At 68.0% G+C, this 13,952-nt stretch carries 17 protein-coding genes and 1 tRNA gene; 7 read left to right on the top strand and 11 right to left on the bottom strand.

Features of this window, described 5'->3' with window-relative positions:
• Positions 1-83: 83 nt before the first annotated feature.
• On the bottom strand, positions 84-866 hold the full coding sequence (locus tag AB0C87_RS03445) for an alpha/beta hydrolase (protein ID WP_360576338.1): 783 nt from the start codon (positions 864-866) through the stop codon (positions 84-86).
• A gap of 290 nt (positions 867-1,156) precedes the next feature.
• On the opposite strand from AB0C87_RS03445, the gene AB0C87_RS03450 reads away from it, so the two are divergent.
• Positions 1,157-1,315 (top strand): hypothetical protein, encoded by a 159-nt coding sequence (locus tag AB0C87_RS03450; protein WP_360576340.1) that lies wholly within the window; start codon positions 1,157-1,159, stop codon positions 1,313-1,315.
• A gap of 112 nt (positions 1,316-1,427) precedes the next feature.
• Complete coding sequence (locus tag AB0C87_RS03455; protein ID WP_360576342.1) at positions 1,428-2,162, top strand: class I SAM-dependent methyltransferase; 735 nt, start codon at positions 1,428-1,430, stop codon at positions 2,160-2,162.
• A 213-nt stretch (positions 2,163-2,375) separates the two neighbouring features.
• Here AB0C87_RS03455 and AB0C87_RS03460 read toward each other — a convergent pair whose 3' ends face one another.
• The 9 genes from AB0C87_RS03460 to AB0C87_RS03500 form a co-directional block, all read right to left on the bottom strand.
• The gene (locus AB0C87_RS03460) at positions 2,376-2,735 is read right to left on the bottom strand and encodes a hypothetical protein (RefSeq protein WP_360576344.1); all 360 of its coding nucleotides are present in this window, start codon (positions 2,733-2,735) and stop codon (positions 2,376-2,378) included.
• Positions 2,736-2,866: 131 nt separating this feature from the next.
• The gene (locus AB0C87_RS03465; protein ID WP_345171276.1) at positions 2,867-3,079 is read right to left on the bottom strand and encodes a hypothetical protein; all 213 of its coding nucleotides are present in this window, start codon (positions 3,077-3,079) and stop codon (positions 2,867-2,869) included.
• A 584-nt stretch (positions 3,080-3,663) separates the two neighbouring features.
• A complete protein-coding gene (locus tag AB0C87_RS03470) occupies positions 3,664-4,050 on the bottom strand; it encodes a barstar family protein (protein ID WP_345171278.1) in 387 nt (128 codons plus the stop codon).
• A gap of 285 nt (positions 4,051-4,335) precedes the next feature.
• Complete coding sequence (locus tag AB0C87_RS03475; protein WP_360576673.1) at positions 4,336-4,908, bottom strand: Uma2 family endonuclease; 573 nt, start codon at positions 4,906-4,908, stop codon at positions 4,336-4,338.
• Between the two features lie 480 nt (positions 4,909-5,388).
• A complete protein-coding gene (locus AB0C87_RS03480) occupies positions 5,389-6,147 on the bottom strand; it encodes a methyltransferase domain-containing protein (RefSeq protein WP_360576347.1) in 759 nt (252 codons plus the stop codon).
• Positions 6,147-6,497, bottom strand: a complete 351-nt coding sequence (locus AB0C87_RS03485; RefSeq protein WP_345171283.1) for a metalloregulator ArsR/SmtB family transcription factor — start codon at positions 6,495-6,497, stop codon at positions 6,147-6,149. Before AB0C87_RS03485 ends, AB0C87_RS03480 begins: the two co-directional genes overlap by 1 nt.
• A gap of 78 nt (positions 6,498-6,575) precedes the next feature.
• Positions 6,576-6,995, bottom strand: coding sequence for an arsenate reductase ArsC (locus tag AB0C87_RS03490; protein WP_360576349.1), 420 nt, complete (start codon positions 6,993-6,995; stop codon positions 6,576-6,578).
• The gene (gene arsB / locus AB0C87_RS03495; RefSeq protein WP_360576674.1) at positions 6,992-8,023 is read right to left on the bottom strand and encodes an ACR3 family arsenite efflux transporter; all 1,032 of its coding nucleotides are present in this window, start codon (positions 8,021-8,023) and stop codon (positions 6,992-6,994) included. Before arsB ends, AB0C87_RS03490 begins: the two co-directional genes overlap by 4 nt.
• Positions 8,024-8,091: 68 nt before the next feature.
• Positions 8,092-8,469, bottom strand: coding sequence for a metalloregulator ArsR/SmtB family transcription factor (locus AB0C87_RS03500; protein ID WP_360576351.1), 378 nt, complete (start codon positions 8,467-8,469; stop codon positions 8,092-8,094).
• Between the two features lie 139 nt (positions 8,470-8,608).
• On the opposite strand from AB0C87_RS03500, the gene AB0C87_RS03505 reads away from it, so the two are divergent.
• Positions 8,609-9,121, top strand: coding sequence for an ArsI/CadI family heavy metal resistance metalloenzyme (locus tag AB0C87_RS03505; RefSeq protein WP_360576353.1), 513 nt, complete (start codon positions 8,609-8,611; stop codon positions 9,119-9,121).
• 805 nt (positions 9,122-9,926) lie between these two features.
• On the opposite strand, the gene AB0C87_RS03510 is transcribed toward AB0C87_RS03505, so the two are convergent.
• Positions 9,927-10,000: transfer RNA gene (locus tag AB0C87_RS03510), tRNA-Gly, on the bottom strand.
• An 82-nt stretch (positions 10,001-10,082) separates the two neighbouring features.
• Between AB0C87_RS03510 and dcd the strand changes: the two genes are divergently transcribed.
• The 4 genes from dcd to AB0C87_RS03530 all read left to right on the top strand — a co-directional run bounded on the left by dcd (position 10,083) and on the right by AB0C87_RS03530 (position 13,937).
• The gene (gene dcd, locus AB0C87_RS03515) at positions 10,083-10,658 is read left to right on the top strand and encodes a dCTP deaminase (protein WP_353831939.1); all 576 of its coding nucleotides are present in this window, start codon (positions 10,083-10,085) and stop codon (positions 10,656-10,658) included.
• Between the two features lie 182 nt (positions 10,659-10,840).
• Positions 10,841-12,085: a glycine betaine/L-proline ABC transporter ATP-binding protein gene (locus AB0C87_RS03520; protein ID WP_345171295.1), complete on the top strand. Its 1,245-nt coding sequence runs from the start codon at positions 10,841-10,843 to the stop codon at positions 12,083-12,085.
• Positions 12,078-13,004 (top strand): ABC transporter permease subunit, encoded by a 927-nt coding sequence (locus AB0C87_RS03525; protein WP_345171297.1) that lies wholly within the window; start codon positions 12,078-12,080, stop codon positions 13,002-13,004. Before AB0C87_RS03520 ends, AB0C87_RS03525 begins: the two co-directional genes overlap by 8 nt.
• Before the next feature lie 48 nt (positions 13,005-13,052).
• Complete coding sequence (locus tag AB0C87_RS03530) at positions 13,053-13,937, top strand: glycine betaine ABC transporter substrate-binding protein (protein ID WP_345171299.1); 885 nt, start codon at positions 13,053-13,055, stop codon at positions 13,935-13,937.
• Positions 13,938-13,952: the final 15 nt, after the last annotated feature.

Here is a 13,952-nt window from a genome sequence, read left to right on the forward strand (position 1 = left end):
ACTTTCGCCCACGGCGACGACGGAGGAGTTTCCGCAGGTGAAGAAGGTGGCGTTGTGAGGCTCCGCAGGCAACGACCGTCCTCTCACCCCGGCCCGCACCGCCAAAGGTCGCGCAGTGCGTCGTTGACCGTGCTGGGCTGTTGTACCTGCGGGTAGTAGCCGGGCACCTTCAGGTACCGGGCGCCGATCCGGTTGGAGATGAACTCCGCGGCGGCGATCAGCGGCTCGCCCGCATACCGGCGGTAGAGCTCGGGGGCGTCCTCCCAGGTACCCGAGATCACCAGCTTGGGCCACGGCGCGGCGGCGAGCCGGTCCAGCGGGATGTCGGCGTCCCAGCAAGGCCGCTCGCGCATCGCGGCGCGCACCGCCCGCAGGCGTTCCGGCGTGGCCTCCGGCACGAGCATCCCGATGCCCTCGGTGGCCGCCCGCAGGTACTCCTCCGGGGTCATCTCCGGTGGCAGCCCCGCAGTGCTGGCGCGAGCGCGTTCCAGTGCCTCGTCCACCACCGGATGCCCGGCCGCGGGACGCAGGGTGCCGGGTTGGATCAACGTCAGCGACCGCACCAGGTCAGGGCGGCGCGCGGCGGCCAGCATCGCACCCGCACCGCCATAGGAATGGGCCACCAGATGGGCCCCGTCCCCGAGCAGGGCGGTGATGTCGTCCGCGTCCACCTCATAGTCGCTGCCCTCGATGTCCGGGCTCGCCCCGTGACCGCGCCGATCCATCATGACCAGCCGGAACTCATCCTCCAGCGGCCGCTGATTGCCGAAGCCGTACACCTCGTCGGCGCCCCAACTGAAGATCCCGTGAACGAAGACCGCTGAGACCGCACCATCTCCCCACACCGTCGCCTGCACGTCCGCCACGAATACCCCTCCCCGCCAGACCATACGCCGCCATTTATCTAACCGTTTAAGTCCCACGAGACGGCCAGGCCCCGGGGGGCGTGACAGAGAGCTTCGCGCAGGCATGACCTCAGCCTGCGGGGGCTGGGGAGCCCGGCTTCGCGCACGATTGGTTGCCGCAACGGTGGTTGGGCGCACAGCGAGTGCTGAGAAATAACGGCCGCGAAAGCAGTCCCAACTGAGAGTCGCAGGCCTTCACACCCTCCGCGAGGGAGATCAGGGAGGCCCACGACCTCGGCATCCTGACTTACTTGTCGGGCAATGTCGACCACTACGGGCATACCCGCGCGTTCGCCTCACGCGAGCAGGTGCTGGAGGCCCACCGCCTCGGCATCCAGGTGTACGAGTACGCGCGGCTCCGCGACCGCTTCTCAGCCCGGCGCTCGTCCGCACGTCGCCGTCGCGGATGAAGACCGGGTCGGCGTCACCGCGATGTCGGGTACTCGGCGGCGATCTGATCGGCGGTGGACCAGTGCTTTGTAGCCACCCCCCGAGCGGCCGGTTCGTGGCAAAGTGGCGGGTATGCCTGGCGCGCGGTACGGGATGGATGCGCCCTACGGATTCGGCTTCGTGGGCTTGGTGGTGTTGGGGTTCTGGGTGACCGGGCTGGTGATGGCGGTCACCGCCGATCTGGCCGCCGCGCTGCCCGCGCTGGTCTCCGGCACGCTGCTGGCGGGATGCCTGGCCTTGAGCCTGCACGCCACCCTCCGCGGCAAGTTCCTGGTCTGGCGGGACGTGCTGGACGAGCTCAACCTGCGTGGCGACGAACGGCTGCTCGACCTCGGCTGCGGACGCGGCGCCGTCCTGCTGGCCGCAGCCCGGCGCCTCCCGCAGGGCCGGGCGGTCGGCGTGGACCTGTGGCGCGGACTGCACCAGTCCGGTAACACCCCGGCGGCGACCCTGCGCAACGCCCAGGCCGAGGGGGTCGCCGACCGCGTCCATGTGCAAGGAGGTGACCTGCGCAAACTCCCGTACGCGGAGGGAAGCTTCGACCTGGTCGTGTCCAGCCTGACGGTGCACACCATCTTCAGCGCGGACGCCCGCGCCCAAGCGATCACCGAGGCGTACCGGGTGCTGCGGCCGGGCGGCCGCCTGCTGATCGCCGACCTGGCGCGGACCCCCCGCGAGTACGCCGCGGTGCTGGCCCGGCTGAACGCCCAGGACATTCGCGTGCGCGGCCTCGGCTGGCGCGTGTGGTGGGGCAGTCCGTGGGTCCCGACCCGCCTACTCACCGCCCGCAAACCAGCCACCCCCTGAACGCACCGCAGCACCGTGACCTGGGGACTGTGGAGCGGTGACGGAAATCGAACCCGCCCTGTCAGCTTGGGAATGATGGCGAAACTCGGCCGTCACCCTCACTGACCACCCCTAATGGCACGCTGATGGCACGGCACCCGTGCCGGGTCTGGGTTGTGGACGTCCTCGACGGCACATACCGCACGTGTGCGCGACGCTCCGGGATCTCCTGCTTCAACTCGCGGCGCGGACGACGTGCAGCCGGCGGGCCACCGGGGTCGCGGTCAGGCCGTACAAGGTCACCGTTGCGACGATCACCAGGAAGGCGACGGGCAGGATCTTGGCGGCGCCGCCGATCCCCTGCGCGGCGAGTTGGACGGAGAATGTCGAGGCGGTGGCGGCTGCGACTATGCCGCGCGGGTCCATCCAGCCGATGAAGCACCACTCGCCGGTCGTCAGGTCCGTTCCACGCGTGGACAGGTAGGCCAGGAGGGGTCTGACGATCAAGACCAAGGCGGCGACCAGCCCCAGGGCGGAGCGCAAAGCCGGCCACGGCCCGAGCACCGGAAGCCGCGTGGCAGCGATCGCCCCCAACCACGCAGTCCACCTCAGCCAAGCTGTGACGATCGTAGGGCTGAGCCGCGGACTACCTGCTTACAAGCAAGATCGGCACTGTCCAGACCGTCCTCATCCATCCCCTGACCCGGGCCACGCTTGGTCCTCGTTCACCGATCGCTGTACGAGTCGTACGCGAGGTACTCACCGAACTCGTCCGGGAGCCATGTGGGAGTTCCCCATCGCCCGCCATGTTCCAGCGAACCCTTGTACTCGATCTCCAAAACGCTGCCATGCATATGGTCCATCATCCCGAGTCGCCGGTTCCTGCTGTAGAGGAAGAGCGAAACGCTGGTGTGAGGCTTCCCGTTGATGAGCTCCATCCCCAGCACTCCTTCCCAGCAAAACTGGAAGCCGTTGCCTTGCGGGGGCGAGCTACGGATGGGGCAGGAGAACGAGAACCCCTCGTCGTCCAGCAAACACTTATCCAAAGGCTCCGCAAGCGTAATCTCTTCCTGCAGAAGCGTGCTCAACTCCGTGACGAGCCGACTAATCCATCCCGGTCGGGGGTCATCTCTGCCGACCACCTGGTAAGCCTCCGATCCACTACTGAAGCTCAGGGCACCAACTGTAAGAGTTGGGCGGCGGCGGCCGGGCTGCGAGACGGGACCGGACGAAACAGGCCGCATGCCCGACGCGCCGAGGTGGGCGGCCGCCGACGACCGCGGGACGGGCCCCTTGAAGACTTAAGGAACTTCTCATCCGCCCCGGAGCGCGAGGTGTCAGGTCTCATGACCAGCGGGACAGATCGTTCTCAGGACCTGTGTGAAGTTGCTGGCCGCCGGGGCAAGGATCCCCCATCGCCCGGTTCAAAGCCCGCAAGCCAGAGGGGCCCAGGTAGCTCCGCAGCTCCGGCGGTTCTGCACCGTCGCCTCCGGCAATCAAGGCCACCGCAACACGATGACCGTCAACACAGGCGGAGCTTGCCGGGTTGTTCCTGCTCGAAGATCTCAATGAGCCAATCGAAGACCGTGGGGCCATGTTCTGCACGAGCGGCTTCGAGCTTCGCTCGGACCGATGGCCGGTTCGTCGGATGACAGCGCGCCAGTCTCAACTCCAACTGCCGCACCGTCTCGGCAAACCCCAGGCATCGCCGGCACAGTTCGTGATCACGCCACTCGACCACGAAGTCATCGTCATCGGGCGTTCCAAATCCGCCACGCAGGCAATCCGTGAAAGCGTCGACGTTCCGGCCGAAGTACCCGCCAGGGCCGTTCACCGATTCGCCCATGACCCGCCAGAAGTCCTCCAGATTCTGGATCTTCGTGCCGTCCACGACATAAACCACCGTCATCAGACGCACGATAGTCGACCTCGCAGTTCGGCCCTCACCGCAGTCCCTGCCGACCTCCGCCGCCGCACGCATCACGCTCAAGCCGCAGCATTATCCTCAACCCAACAGGATAAAGATCATCTAGTTGGAGCTCACCCACGTCTCGAGGCGGATCTGTCACACACCTCCTGAGCCCTGACACCCCGGAGCGCGGGGCTGACCTCGGGCTTTGGCTGAGTGGAAGCCGCGCGGCAGCGATCATCGCTTGCCCAAGCGGCTGTCCTGGCTGCCACGCGCTACACGATGTCAGCGTTCGCGAACGGACTTGAGGTCGATGTCGAGGGCGAAGGGCTGAGTCGAGTTGATCCGGTCGTGGTGCACGCCGGTGGCGACGTATGCGCCGGTGGAGTCGTCCAGCTCATAGGTGTAGACCGCGAACGCTGGTGCGGTCTGGTCGGTCTCCACGCGCCAGTAGTGCCTGATGCCGGCTCCGGCGTACAAGGCCGGTTGCATCCGCCGGTCCTTACGCTTGGTCGACGGGGATACGACCTCGGCGACGAGGGTGACCGACTCGGCAAGGATGGGACGGTCATAGGCGTGCTCGGTTGAGTACACGACGATGTCAAGGGCGATCTCGACCGGTTCTACCTCGTCGTCGTCCAGGAGCACATCCACATCCGTGTCCACCTGCCACGCGTCGGGAGCAGCGTCTTCGATGCGGGTCGCCAGGCGCCGCGCGATGCGCTGGTGGATCGGGCGGGGCCGTGGGCTCACGACAAGTTCTCCGTGGATGAGGCTCACGCGTACTGGAAGGTCTTCGGGCAGCGCCTCGTAGTCCGCCCGGGTCCAGGTGTCACCGGACGGCAAGGGGAGCGTCATCGCGGGCACGGCTCCTGGTGCCTCCGGTCGGGTCGGTACGGATACTCACCCAGAGTACCTTCGGCACATCTCCCCAAGGCTTCGCCGTGGCAGCTGCCCCGGCGCCAGTCTCGGGCTTCGCCTTCGCCCAGGGGCGGGAAGGAGGCTGGCCATGAGGGGTGAGACGGTGGCGGGGACGGCCTCTGGTGCCGGTGGCCTAACTGCACGTTTAATTGCCCGGCGGCGTTCTGAGGCGAAAACGATCAAGGCCCAGGGACGGGGATCATGTCCCTGGGCTGGGCCTTCTGGGTGGAGCGGGTGACGGGAATCGAACCCGCGCTGTCGGCTTGGGGATAGTCCCGACCCTGCCTCTTGGTGCCCCTGACCTGGCGTAGCGCCGTACCGCAAGTGACCGTGAATGCCCTTCGATCACCCTGGTTAATGGCCCGCCGCCGCGGCCGCTGACCTGCGCCACGTCGTCCTGATCCGAACGGCGAGGGGCTAGCCGGCGGGCTTGGCGGCCTGGACGATGGCGGCGTGTAGCCCGTCCCCAGTGTCGGCAGTGGGGGTGATGGTGATGGTGGTGAACCCAGCGGCGCGCAGCTCGCGGCGGTACTCCTCGGCGGTGAGGGTGGAGGCAGCACATCCGATGCGCTGCTCTGCGGCGGCGCGCTCGTCGGGGTCGAGGCCGGGCTCGGCGATGATGTCGCTGACGCCGAATCGGCCGCCGGGACGCAGGACGCGGAAGGCTTCGGCGAGGACGCGGGCCTTGTCGGTGGCGAGGTTGATGACGCAGTTGGAGATGACCACGTCCACGCTTCCGGCTGGTAGCGGGATGTCGTCGATGTGGCCGCGCAAGAAGTGGGCGTTGTCTGCTCCGGCCTGGGCGGCGTTGGCGCGGGCGAGGGTGAGCATGTCGTCGCTGGCGTCCAGGCCGTAGGCGGTTCCGGTCGGGCCCACGCGACGGGCCGACAACAGCACGTCCAGGCCGCCGCCTGAACCGAGGTCGAGCACGGTTTCGCCGGGGTTCAGCTCGGAGACGGCGAGGGGGTTGCCGCATCCCAGGCTCGCGCGTAGGGCGGCCTCGGGGACCTGGTCCTCGGCCTGGTAGGCGGCGGCGCCGAAGCAGGATTCGCCGCCCTCGTCGCTGTCGCCTCCGTCGTGCGGGGTGGCGCCGGCAAGGGCGGCTCGGGCGAGGCCCGAGTAGCGGGCAACGATCTCGTCGGTAGTGGGCGTGCCGGTGGTGTGGGCCTCGGGCATCACTCGTCTCCTTCGGGTGGGCAACTCGGCGCGGCCGGTGCGGGGCGTCCCATGACCAGGTCGGCGGCGGTGGGGAAGCACTCCACGCACGCGGTGTTGATCCGGTAGAAGCGGGAGGTGCCGTGCTGGTCGACCAGCACGAACCGGACTTCGGCCAGCACCTTGAGGTGCGCGGACACCGTCGACTGCCCGACGTGGACGGCGTCGACGATTTCTCCGACGTTCATCGGCCGTCCCTGCCGGGCGAGCAGGGACACGATCTGTACGCGCGTGGGGTCGGCGAGTGCCTTGAACCATGACGCGTACTCGGTGGCGGTCGGCCGGTCGAGCGGCCCTTTCTCCTTGTTCATCTTCTCCTTGTTCATCGTTCATCGACGATAGACGATGGAGTCGACGTGCGGAAGACCGATGACCGATGCCGGGGGCGGTCAGGCGTCGGCGGGCAAGAGTTCGGCGAGCAGGGCGCGGACGCGGGCGTCGATCTCGTCGCGGATGGGCCGGACGTTCTCGATCGGCTGGCCGGCGGGATCGTCAAGCTGCCAGTCGAGGTAGCGCTTGCCGGGGAACACGGGGCAGACGTCGCCGCAACCCATGGTGATGACCACGTCGGCGGCCTGGACGGCTTCGCCGGTGAGGGGCTTGGGGAACTCCTTGGACAGGTCCAGGCCGAGTTCGGCCATCACCGCGCGGACGGCGGGGTTGATCTCGTCGGCAGGTGCGGACCCGGCCGAGCGGACGCGGACCCGTCCGGCGGCGTGGTGATCGAGCAGGGCGGCGGCCATCTGGGAGCGTCCGGCGTTGTGGACGCACACGAACAGCACCTCGGGCACCTCGGCGGCCTGGGTCATGGGGTCTCCTGCGGGGTGAGGCGGCGGCGCAGCGCCAGCGAGACGTACACCAGGCCCACCAGAACGGGGACCTCGATGAGAGGACCGACGACTCCGGCCAGGGCCTGACCGGAGGTGACACCGAACGTTGCGATCGCCACCGCGATGGCCAACTCGAAGTTGTTGCCCGCGGCCGTGAACGCCAACGTCGCGGTGCGGGGGTAGCCGAGCCCGGCGGCGCGGCCGAGCGCGAAGGCTCCGGCCCACATGACCGCGAAGTAGACCAGCAGCGGCAGGGCGATCCGGGCGACGTCCCAGGGCCGGGAGGTGATCGCGTCGCCCTGGAGGGCGAACAGGACGACGATGGTGAACAGCAGCCCGTACAGCGCGGCCGGGCCGATGCGCGGCAGGAACCGCTCCTCGTACCAGGCCCGGCCCCGCGTGCGCTCGCCGAGACGGCGCGACAGGTACCCGGCGACCAGCGGGACGCCGAGGAAGATGAGCACGCTGCGGGCGATGTCCCACGCCGAGACGTCCAGTTCCGCCTGGTCCAGGCCGAGCCATCCGGGCAGGATCCGCAGGTAGAACCAGCCGAGTCCGGCGAACGCGATCACCTGGAAGACCGAGTTGAGCGCGACCAGGACGGCGGCGGCCTCCCGGTCCCCGCACGCCAGGTCGTTCCAGATGATCACCATGGCGATGCAGCGGGCCAGCCCGACGATGATCAGTCCGGTGCGGTACTGCGGCAGGTCGGGCAGGAAGATCCACGCCAGGGCGAACATGACCGCCGGGCCGATCACCCAGTTCGCCACCAGCGACGGGATCAACAGGCGCCGGTCTGCGGTCACGGTGCCGAGCCGGTCATAGCGGACCTTGGCCAGCACCGGGTACATCATCACCAGCAGGCCGAGCGCGATCGGCAGGGAGATCCCGTCGACCTTCACCGACTCCAACGCATCGTTCAGGCCCGGGACGGCGCGGCCGGCGAGCAGGCCGAGCGCCATGGCCGCGCCGATCCACACCGGCAGGAACCGGTCCAGCACCGACAGGCGGGCCGCTACGGCGTCCGCAGGCTGGGAGGCGGCGGGCGCGGCCTGGACGTCCGGTTCGGTGCCGGTCACGAAACAGCCGCGGTGACGCGCGGCCCGAGAATCGCCGACAGCCGCTCCAGGACCCCGGGATTGAGCCAGTAGTAGACCCACGTCCCGCGCCGCTCGGAGTCGATCAATCCGGCCTGCTTGAGAACCTTCAGGTGATGACTGATCGTCGGCGCCGTGAGGTCGAACGCGGCGGTCAGGTCGCACACGCACGCCTCGCCGCCCTCATGGCAGGCGATCAACGACAGCAGGCGCAACCGGACCGGGTCGGCGATCGCCTTGAACAGCGGCGTCAGCTCGGCCGCCTCAGCCTCACTCAAGGGCTCGCAGACCAGGGGCGCGCAGCACACCCCCTCGGTGTCGACAGGATTCAAGATCGGCAACTGCTGCTTAGACATGCCTCTAATTTGACATCCATCTACGCACGGATGCAAACTCGGGCCACCGACTGCTTAGACAGATATCTAAACAGCGTTCACCGGGGCACCTGCCGACCGGCGACCGGCCGACACCGCCCACGACACGAGGAGGAACCGCATGTCCCGCGTCCAGCTCGCTTTGCGCGTGTCCGACCTGGAAGGCTCGATCGCCTTCTACTCCAAGCTGTTCGGCACCGAGCCGGCCAAGCTCCGGCCCGGCTACGCCAACTTCGCCATCACCGAGCCGCCGCTCAAGCTCGTCCTGATCGAGGGCGAGGGCGGCGAGCCGACCCGTATGGATCACCTCGGCGTCGAGGTCGAGGACGCCGGGCTCGTCACCGACGCGGCCAAGCGTCTGACGGACGCCGGACTCGTGACCCTGGAGGAGAACGACACCTCCTGCTGCTACGCGCTGCAGGACAAGGTCTGGGTTCATGGCCCCGGCGGCGAACCGTGGGAGGTCTACACGGTCAAGGCAGACGCTGACACCCTCGGCAAGAGCGCAGCCGACTCGACGGACGGCGACGCCTGCTGCGGCACCTCAGCATGCTGCACCCCCGACGAGCAGGCCCTCAACCCCACTCAGACTCCCGCTGAGGCCAAGGCCGCGTCCGGTTGCGCCTGCACCTGATCAACCGCCCAACGACCGTCCAGGGGCCGCGTGCTCGATCCGCGCGCGGCCTCTTCTCGTCCTCGGGGGGACCGCTGTAGTTCATCGGCCTTTTTCGCCATGGTTCGCACTATTGCCAAGCTCCGCGCGTGCTCTGACGAAGAACTGATCAGGGAACATGATCAGAAGGCGGGAAATACTTCGGTCGGCACTGCTTACTACGTCGACGAGCTGAACAGACGAGAGAACGCCCGGACGATTGAGTCGGCACACAAGCCGGCTCGTTGGACCTTGTACATGGCGACTGCCAGCATCGCGGCAGTTGTGATCTCGCTCGTTAAGTAGGGCTCGTTTGGGTGGGCGGACGGGCGACGCGGCGGGACCGGACGGGACAGGCCGCGTGCCCGGCGCGCAAGGCTGACCTCAGGTCTTGGGTGACTGGCACTTCACGTTGAGCAGGGCTCGCAAGGTCTCGGCCGGGGTCATGCATCTAAGGCCGGTGTCATCGTTAAGGCCGCTGCGCTTCCCACCCTCTCGGCAGTCGACTCCCGCGGAAGTCCGCTGATTGCGCCGGGAGTGGATTTCGCCTCCCGGTCCGCAACTGCCTTCTCCCGCTCCTGGGCGCTGGGCAGACTTGGCGAGAGTCCGCCAAGACCGATCAGACCATCGCAAGCGGAGTCGACGCGCTCGTCCAGGCAGAGCAGACGCAAGATAGCGACGGTTCAGCCGATGCCCGCGGCCGGTGACCTAATTGCACGGTGGCGTTCTGCGTCAGAAACGATCAAGGCCCAGGGGCGGGATCGTGTCCCTGCCTGGGCCTTCTGTGTGGAGCGGGTGACGGGAATCGAACCCGCGCTGTCAGCTTGGGAAGCTGAAGTTCTACCATTGAACTACACCCGCGTCGGGCTGCCTTGGGGGTGCCCGTGCCCTGGTTACTGTACCGGATCGTCGGTGGGGGTGTGGCGTGGGATAGCTTTCTGGGGTGCTGCTCTCCGATCGCGACATCAGGGCCGAACTCGAGTCCGGGCGAGTGAAGATCGACCCGTTCGAGCCGGTCATGGTTCAGCCGTCCAGTGTGGACGTGCGGCTGGACCGGTACTTCCGGGTGTTCGAGAACCACCGCTATCCGCACATCGATCCCGCTGTGGAGCAGCCGGATCTGACGCGGCTGGTGGAGGTCGAGGCCGATGAGGCGTTCGTGCTGCATCCCGGGGAGTTCGTGCTGGCCTCGACGTACGAGGTGTTCGGGCTTCCCGAGGACCTCGCGGCGCGGCTGGAGGGGAAGAGCTCGCTGGGGCGGCTGGGGCTGCTCACGCACTCGACCGCGGGGTGGATCGATCCAGGGTTCAACGGGCACGTGACGCTGGAGCTGTCGAACGTGGCGACGCTGCCGATCAAGTTGTGGCCGGGGATGAAGATCGGGCAGATGTGCCTGTTCCGGACGAGCTCGCCGGCGGAGTACCCCTACGGGTCGGCGAAGTACGGGTCGCGGTACCAGGACCAGCGGGGGCCGACGCCGTCGCGGTCGTACCAGAACTTTCACCGCACGAAAGTGTAGTCAGTTCGTTACCCGGGCGTGACGGAAGTCACCAAAAGATGAAACATGTTCTCTGGACGGGTAGTTTCGGGCGACGCACAGGCATGGCGTCTGGTTGACAGCCTCTTCAGGTGAGGTCCGGGCGCCTGGACGGACGAGGCGACCCGTTTCCGCGCAGCGACGTGGAAACCCGGAAGGAGATCGTGTCAGTACTCCGCGCGGAAAGCGTCACCAAACTCTTCGGCCGTAGGACGGCGGAGGCTCAGCGGAAACTCGGGGCGGGCGCCGATCTGTCGGCGGTCCGCGAGCTCGGGGTCACACCGGCGGTGGTGGACGCCACGTTCGAGGTCCGGCAGGGCGAGATCTTCGTGGTCATGGGCCTGTCGGGGTCGGGGAAGTCGACCCTCATCCGGATGCTGAACGGGTTGCTCGGCGCCACGTCCGGCCGTGTCGAGATCGACGGTCAGGACATCGCGAAGCTGTCTCCGAAGGCGCTGCGCGCGCTTCGGCAGAACAAGGTCAGCATGGTCTTCCAGCACTTCGCGCTGTTCCCCCATCGGACGGTTCTGGCCAATGCCGCCTACGGGCTCGAGGTCCGCGGCGTTCCCAAGGAAGAACGGGAGAAGACCGCCAGGGAGTTCCTGGCTCTGGTGGGTCTCGAAGGCTGGGAGAACAAGCTTCCCGGTGAGTTGTCGGGCGGAATGAAGCAGCGGGTGGGGCTCGCCCGCGCGCTCGCTTCGGGGACCGACATCATCCTGATGGACGAGGCGTTCAGCGCCCTGGACCCGCTGATCCGCCGGGAGGTCCAGGACCTGCTCCTGGACCTGCAGAACCGGTTCGGCAAGACGATCGTCTTCATCACCCACGACCTGAACGAGGCCATGCGCATCGGCGACCGCATCGCGGTGATGCGGGAGGGCCGGATCGTGCAGATCGGGACGGCCGAGGAGATCCTCACCGATCCCGCCAACGACTATGTCGCCCAGTTCGTCGCCGATGTGGACCGTACCAAAGTGCTGACGGCGGCCTCGGTGATGGAGAAGCCGCTGGTCACGGTGCCGGCGTCGACCGGGCCCCGGACGGCCCTGAGGACGATGCGCGAGCAGCAGACCTCGGCGGCGTTCGTGGTCGGGCGGGACCGCAGGCTCGTCGGACGGGTGCGGGCCACGGTCATCGCGGACGCGGTGCGCGACGGCGTCCAGACGCTGGACGGCCTGATCGACCCCGAGGATCCGGAGCCCGTGGCGCCGGACACGCCGGTCGCGGACCTGTTCGTCCGCGTCGCCGAGAGCGACCTGCCGGTGCCGGTCGCGGACGAGAAGGGCACGCTGCTCGGCGTGATCCCCCGGGTGACGCTGCTGGCGGCGCTCGGCGCGATCAACTCCCATGTGGAGGAGATGGTCGAGGAACCGGAGCCGGTGCTGACGAAGGAGGGCGGCGATGAGTGACGCGGCGATGAAGCTGCCCCGGATCCCGGTCGGCGAGTGGTTCGACGGCCTGGTGAGCTGGTGCACCGACAACCTGTCGTGGCTGTTCGACGGGATCGGGTCGGCGATCGAGGCGTCGGTGGACGGGCTGACGAGCGTCCTGAACGTCCTGCCGCCGCTGGGGCTGACGCTGGTGCTGGCCGTGATCGCGCTGGTGCTGAGCGGCTGGAGGCTGGCCCTGTTCACGGTCCTCGGGTTCGCGCTGGTCGACAGCATGGAGCTGTGGGAGCCGGCGATGGACTCGCTGGCCCTGGTGCTGGTGTCGGCGGTGGTGTCGACCGTGGTGGCGATCCCGATCGGCGTCGCGGCGGCGCGCAGCGACGTGGTCAGCCGGATCGTCCGGCCGGTCCTGGACTTCATGCAGACGATGCCGGCGTTCGTGTACCTGATTCCGGCGATCTTCTTCTTCAGCATCGGCTCGGTGCCCGGCGTGGTGGCGACGGTGATCTTCGCGATGCCGCCGGGGGTGCGGCTGACCGAGCTCGGCATCCGCGGTGTGGACCCGGAGATGGTCGAGGCGGGCGAGGCGTTCGGCACGCCGCCGGGCCGGATCCTGACCCGGATCCAGATCCCGCTCGCGATGCCGTCGATCATGGCCGGGGTCAACCAGCTGATCATGCTGTCGCTGTCCATGGTCGTCATCGCCGGGATGGTGGGGGCGGGCGGCCTCGGCGGCGAGGTGCTGGAGGGCATCAACCGGGTGGACGTCGCCAAGGGCTTCGAGGGCGGCATCGCCGTCGTGGTCCTCGCGATCTACCTGGACCGCCTGACCGGCGCCCTGGGCGACGGGCCGGGGATGCTGCGGGCGCTGTTCTCGCGCCGCCGGGCCGCCGCGCCCGCTCCGGCCGCCGTGGCCTCCGCCGCGAGCACGTCCGGCTGACCTCCCCCGCTCCCCTGCTTCACCATGCAAGCCGACGAAAGGATGCGCATGCGCTCCAAGTTCAAGGGCCTGACGGTCGCCGCGCTGACGCTGACACTCGGGCTGGGCGCCGCGGCGTGCGGCGGCTCCGACTCCGGGGGTGGGAACGACAAGGAGATCACCATCGGCGTGGTCTCGGGCTGGGCCGAGGGCGAGGCCGCCACGGCCCTGTGGAAACGGCTCCTGACCGACAAGGGCTACAAGGTGGAGGTCAAGAACCTCGACACGGGACCGCTCTACGCGGGCATGTCGAAGGGCGACGTCGACCTGTTCGTGGACGCCTGGCTCCCGGGCACACACGAGGACTACTGGAAGCAGTACGGCGACAAGCTGGAGAAGGTCGGCGTCTGGTACGACTCGGCGCCGCTCACCATCGCCGTGCCGAACTACTCCCCGCTGAAGACCCTCGACGACCTGAAGGGCAAGGGCGGCCAGTACGGCGGCAAGATCGTGGGGATCGAGAAGAGCTCCGGCCTGTACCGGGTGTCGCAGGAGAACATGCTCCCCGCGTACGGTCTGAAGGACGAGTACAAGGTGACGACGTCTTCCACGGCGGCGATGCTTACCGAGCTGAAGAAGGCCGTCGACGCCAAGAAGGACATCGTCGTCACGCTGTGGCGCCCGCACTGGGCGTACACGAAGTACCCCATCCGCGACCTGCAGGACCCGAAGGGCGCGATGGGCAAGCCGGACGGCATCAACACCATCGCCCGCAAGGACTTCGGCAAGGACCAGCCCGAGGTCACCGGCTGGCTGAAGAAGTTCAGGATGGACGACAAGCAGCTCGGCTCCCTCGAGGACCTGATGGAGAACCAGTACAAGGGCAAGCCCGACCAGGCCGTCGACGCGTGGCTCAAGACGAACCAGAGCTACGCCACGTCGCTGACCGGCTGACGCCGGGAACGTTCC

It is taken from the genome of Actinomadura sp. NPDC048021 (assembly GCF_040653135.1).
In the GTDB taxonomy this organism is placed as follows: Bacteria; Actinomycetota; Actinomycetes; order Streptosporangiales; family Streptosporangiaceae; genus Spirillospora; species Spirillospora verrucosospora.

What these genes read in the sequence shown, in the direction of transcription:
- AB0C87_RS03455 (WP_360576342.1), top strand. Translation starts at nt 1,428, where the DNA reads ATGCCTGGCGCGCGGTACGGGATGGATGCGCCCTACGGATTCGGCTTC.
- AB0C87_RS03465 (WP_345171276.1), bottom strand. Translation starts at nt 3,079, where the DNA reads ATGGAGCTCATCAACGGGAAGCCTCACACCAGCGTTTCGCTCTTCCTC.
- AB0C87_RS03470 (WP_345171278.1), bottom strand. Translation starts at nt 4,050, where the DNA reads ATGACGGTGGTTTATGTCGTGGACGGCACGAAGATCCAGAATCTGGAG.
- AB0C87_RS03475 (WP_360576673.1), bottom strand. Translation starts at nt 4,908, where the DNA reads ATGACGCTCCCCTTGCCGTCCGGTGACACCTGGACCCGGGCGGACTAC.
- AB0C87_RS03480 (WP_360576347.1), bottom strand. Translation starts at nt 6,147, where the DNA reads ATGCCCGAGGCCCACACCACCGGCACGCCCACTACCGACGAGATCGTT.
- AB0C87_RS03485 (WP_345171283.1), bottom strand. Translation starts at nt 6,497, where the DNA reads ATGAACAAGGAGAAAGGGCCGCTCGACCGGCCGACCGCCACCGAGTAC.
- AB0C87_RS03490 (WP_360576349.1), bottom strand. Translation starts at nt 6,995, where the DNA reads ATGACCCAGGCCGCCGAGGTGCCCGAGGTGCTGTTCGTGTGCGTCCAC.
- AB0C87_RS03500 (WP_360576351.1), bottom strand. Translation starts at nt 8,469, where the DNA reads ATGTCTAAGCAGCAGTTGCCGATCTTGAATCCTGTCGACACCGAGGGG.
- AB0C87_RS03505 (WP_360576353.1), top strand. Translation starts at nt 8,609, where the DNA reads ATGTCCCGCGTCCAGCTCGCTTTGCGCGTGTCCGACCTGGAAGGCTCG.
- AB0C87_RS03525 (WP_345171297.1), top strand. Translation starts at nt 12,078, where the DNA reads ATGAGTGACGCGGCGATGAAGCTGCCCCGGATCCCGGTCGGCGAGTGG.
- AB0C87_RS03530 (WP_345171299.1), top strand. Translation starts at nt 13,053, where the DNA reads ATGCGCTCCAAGTTCAAGGGCCTGACGGTCGCCGCGCTGACGCTGACA.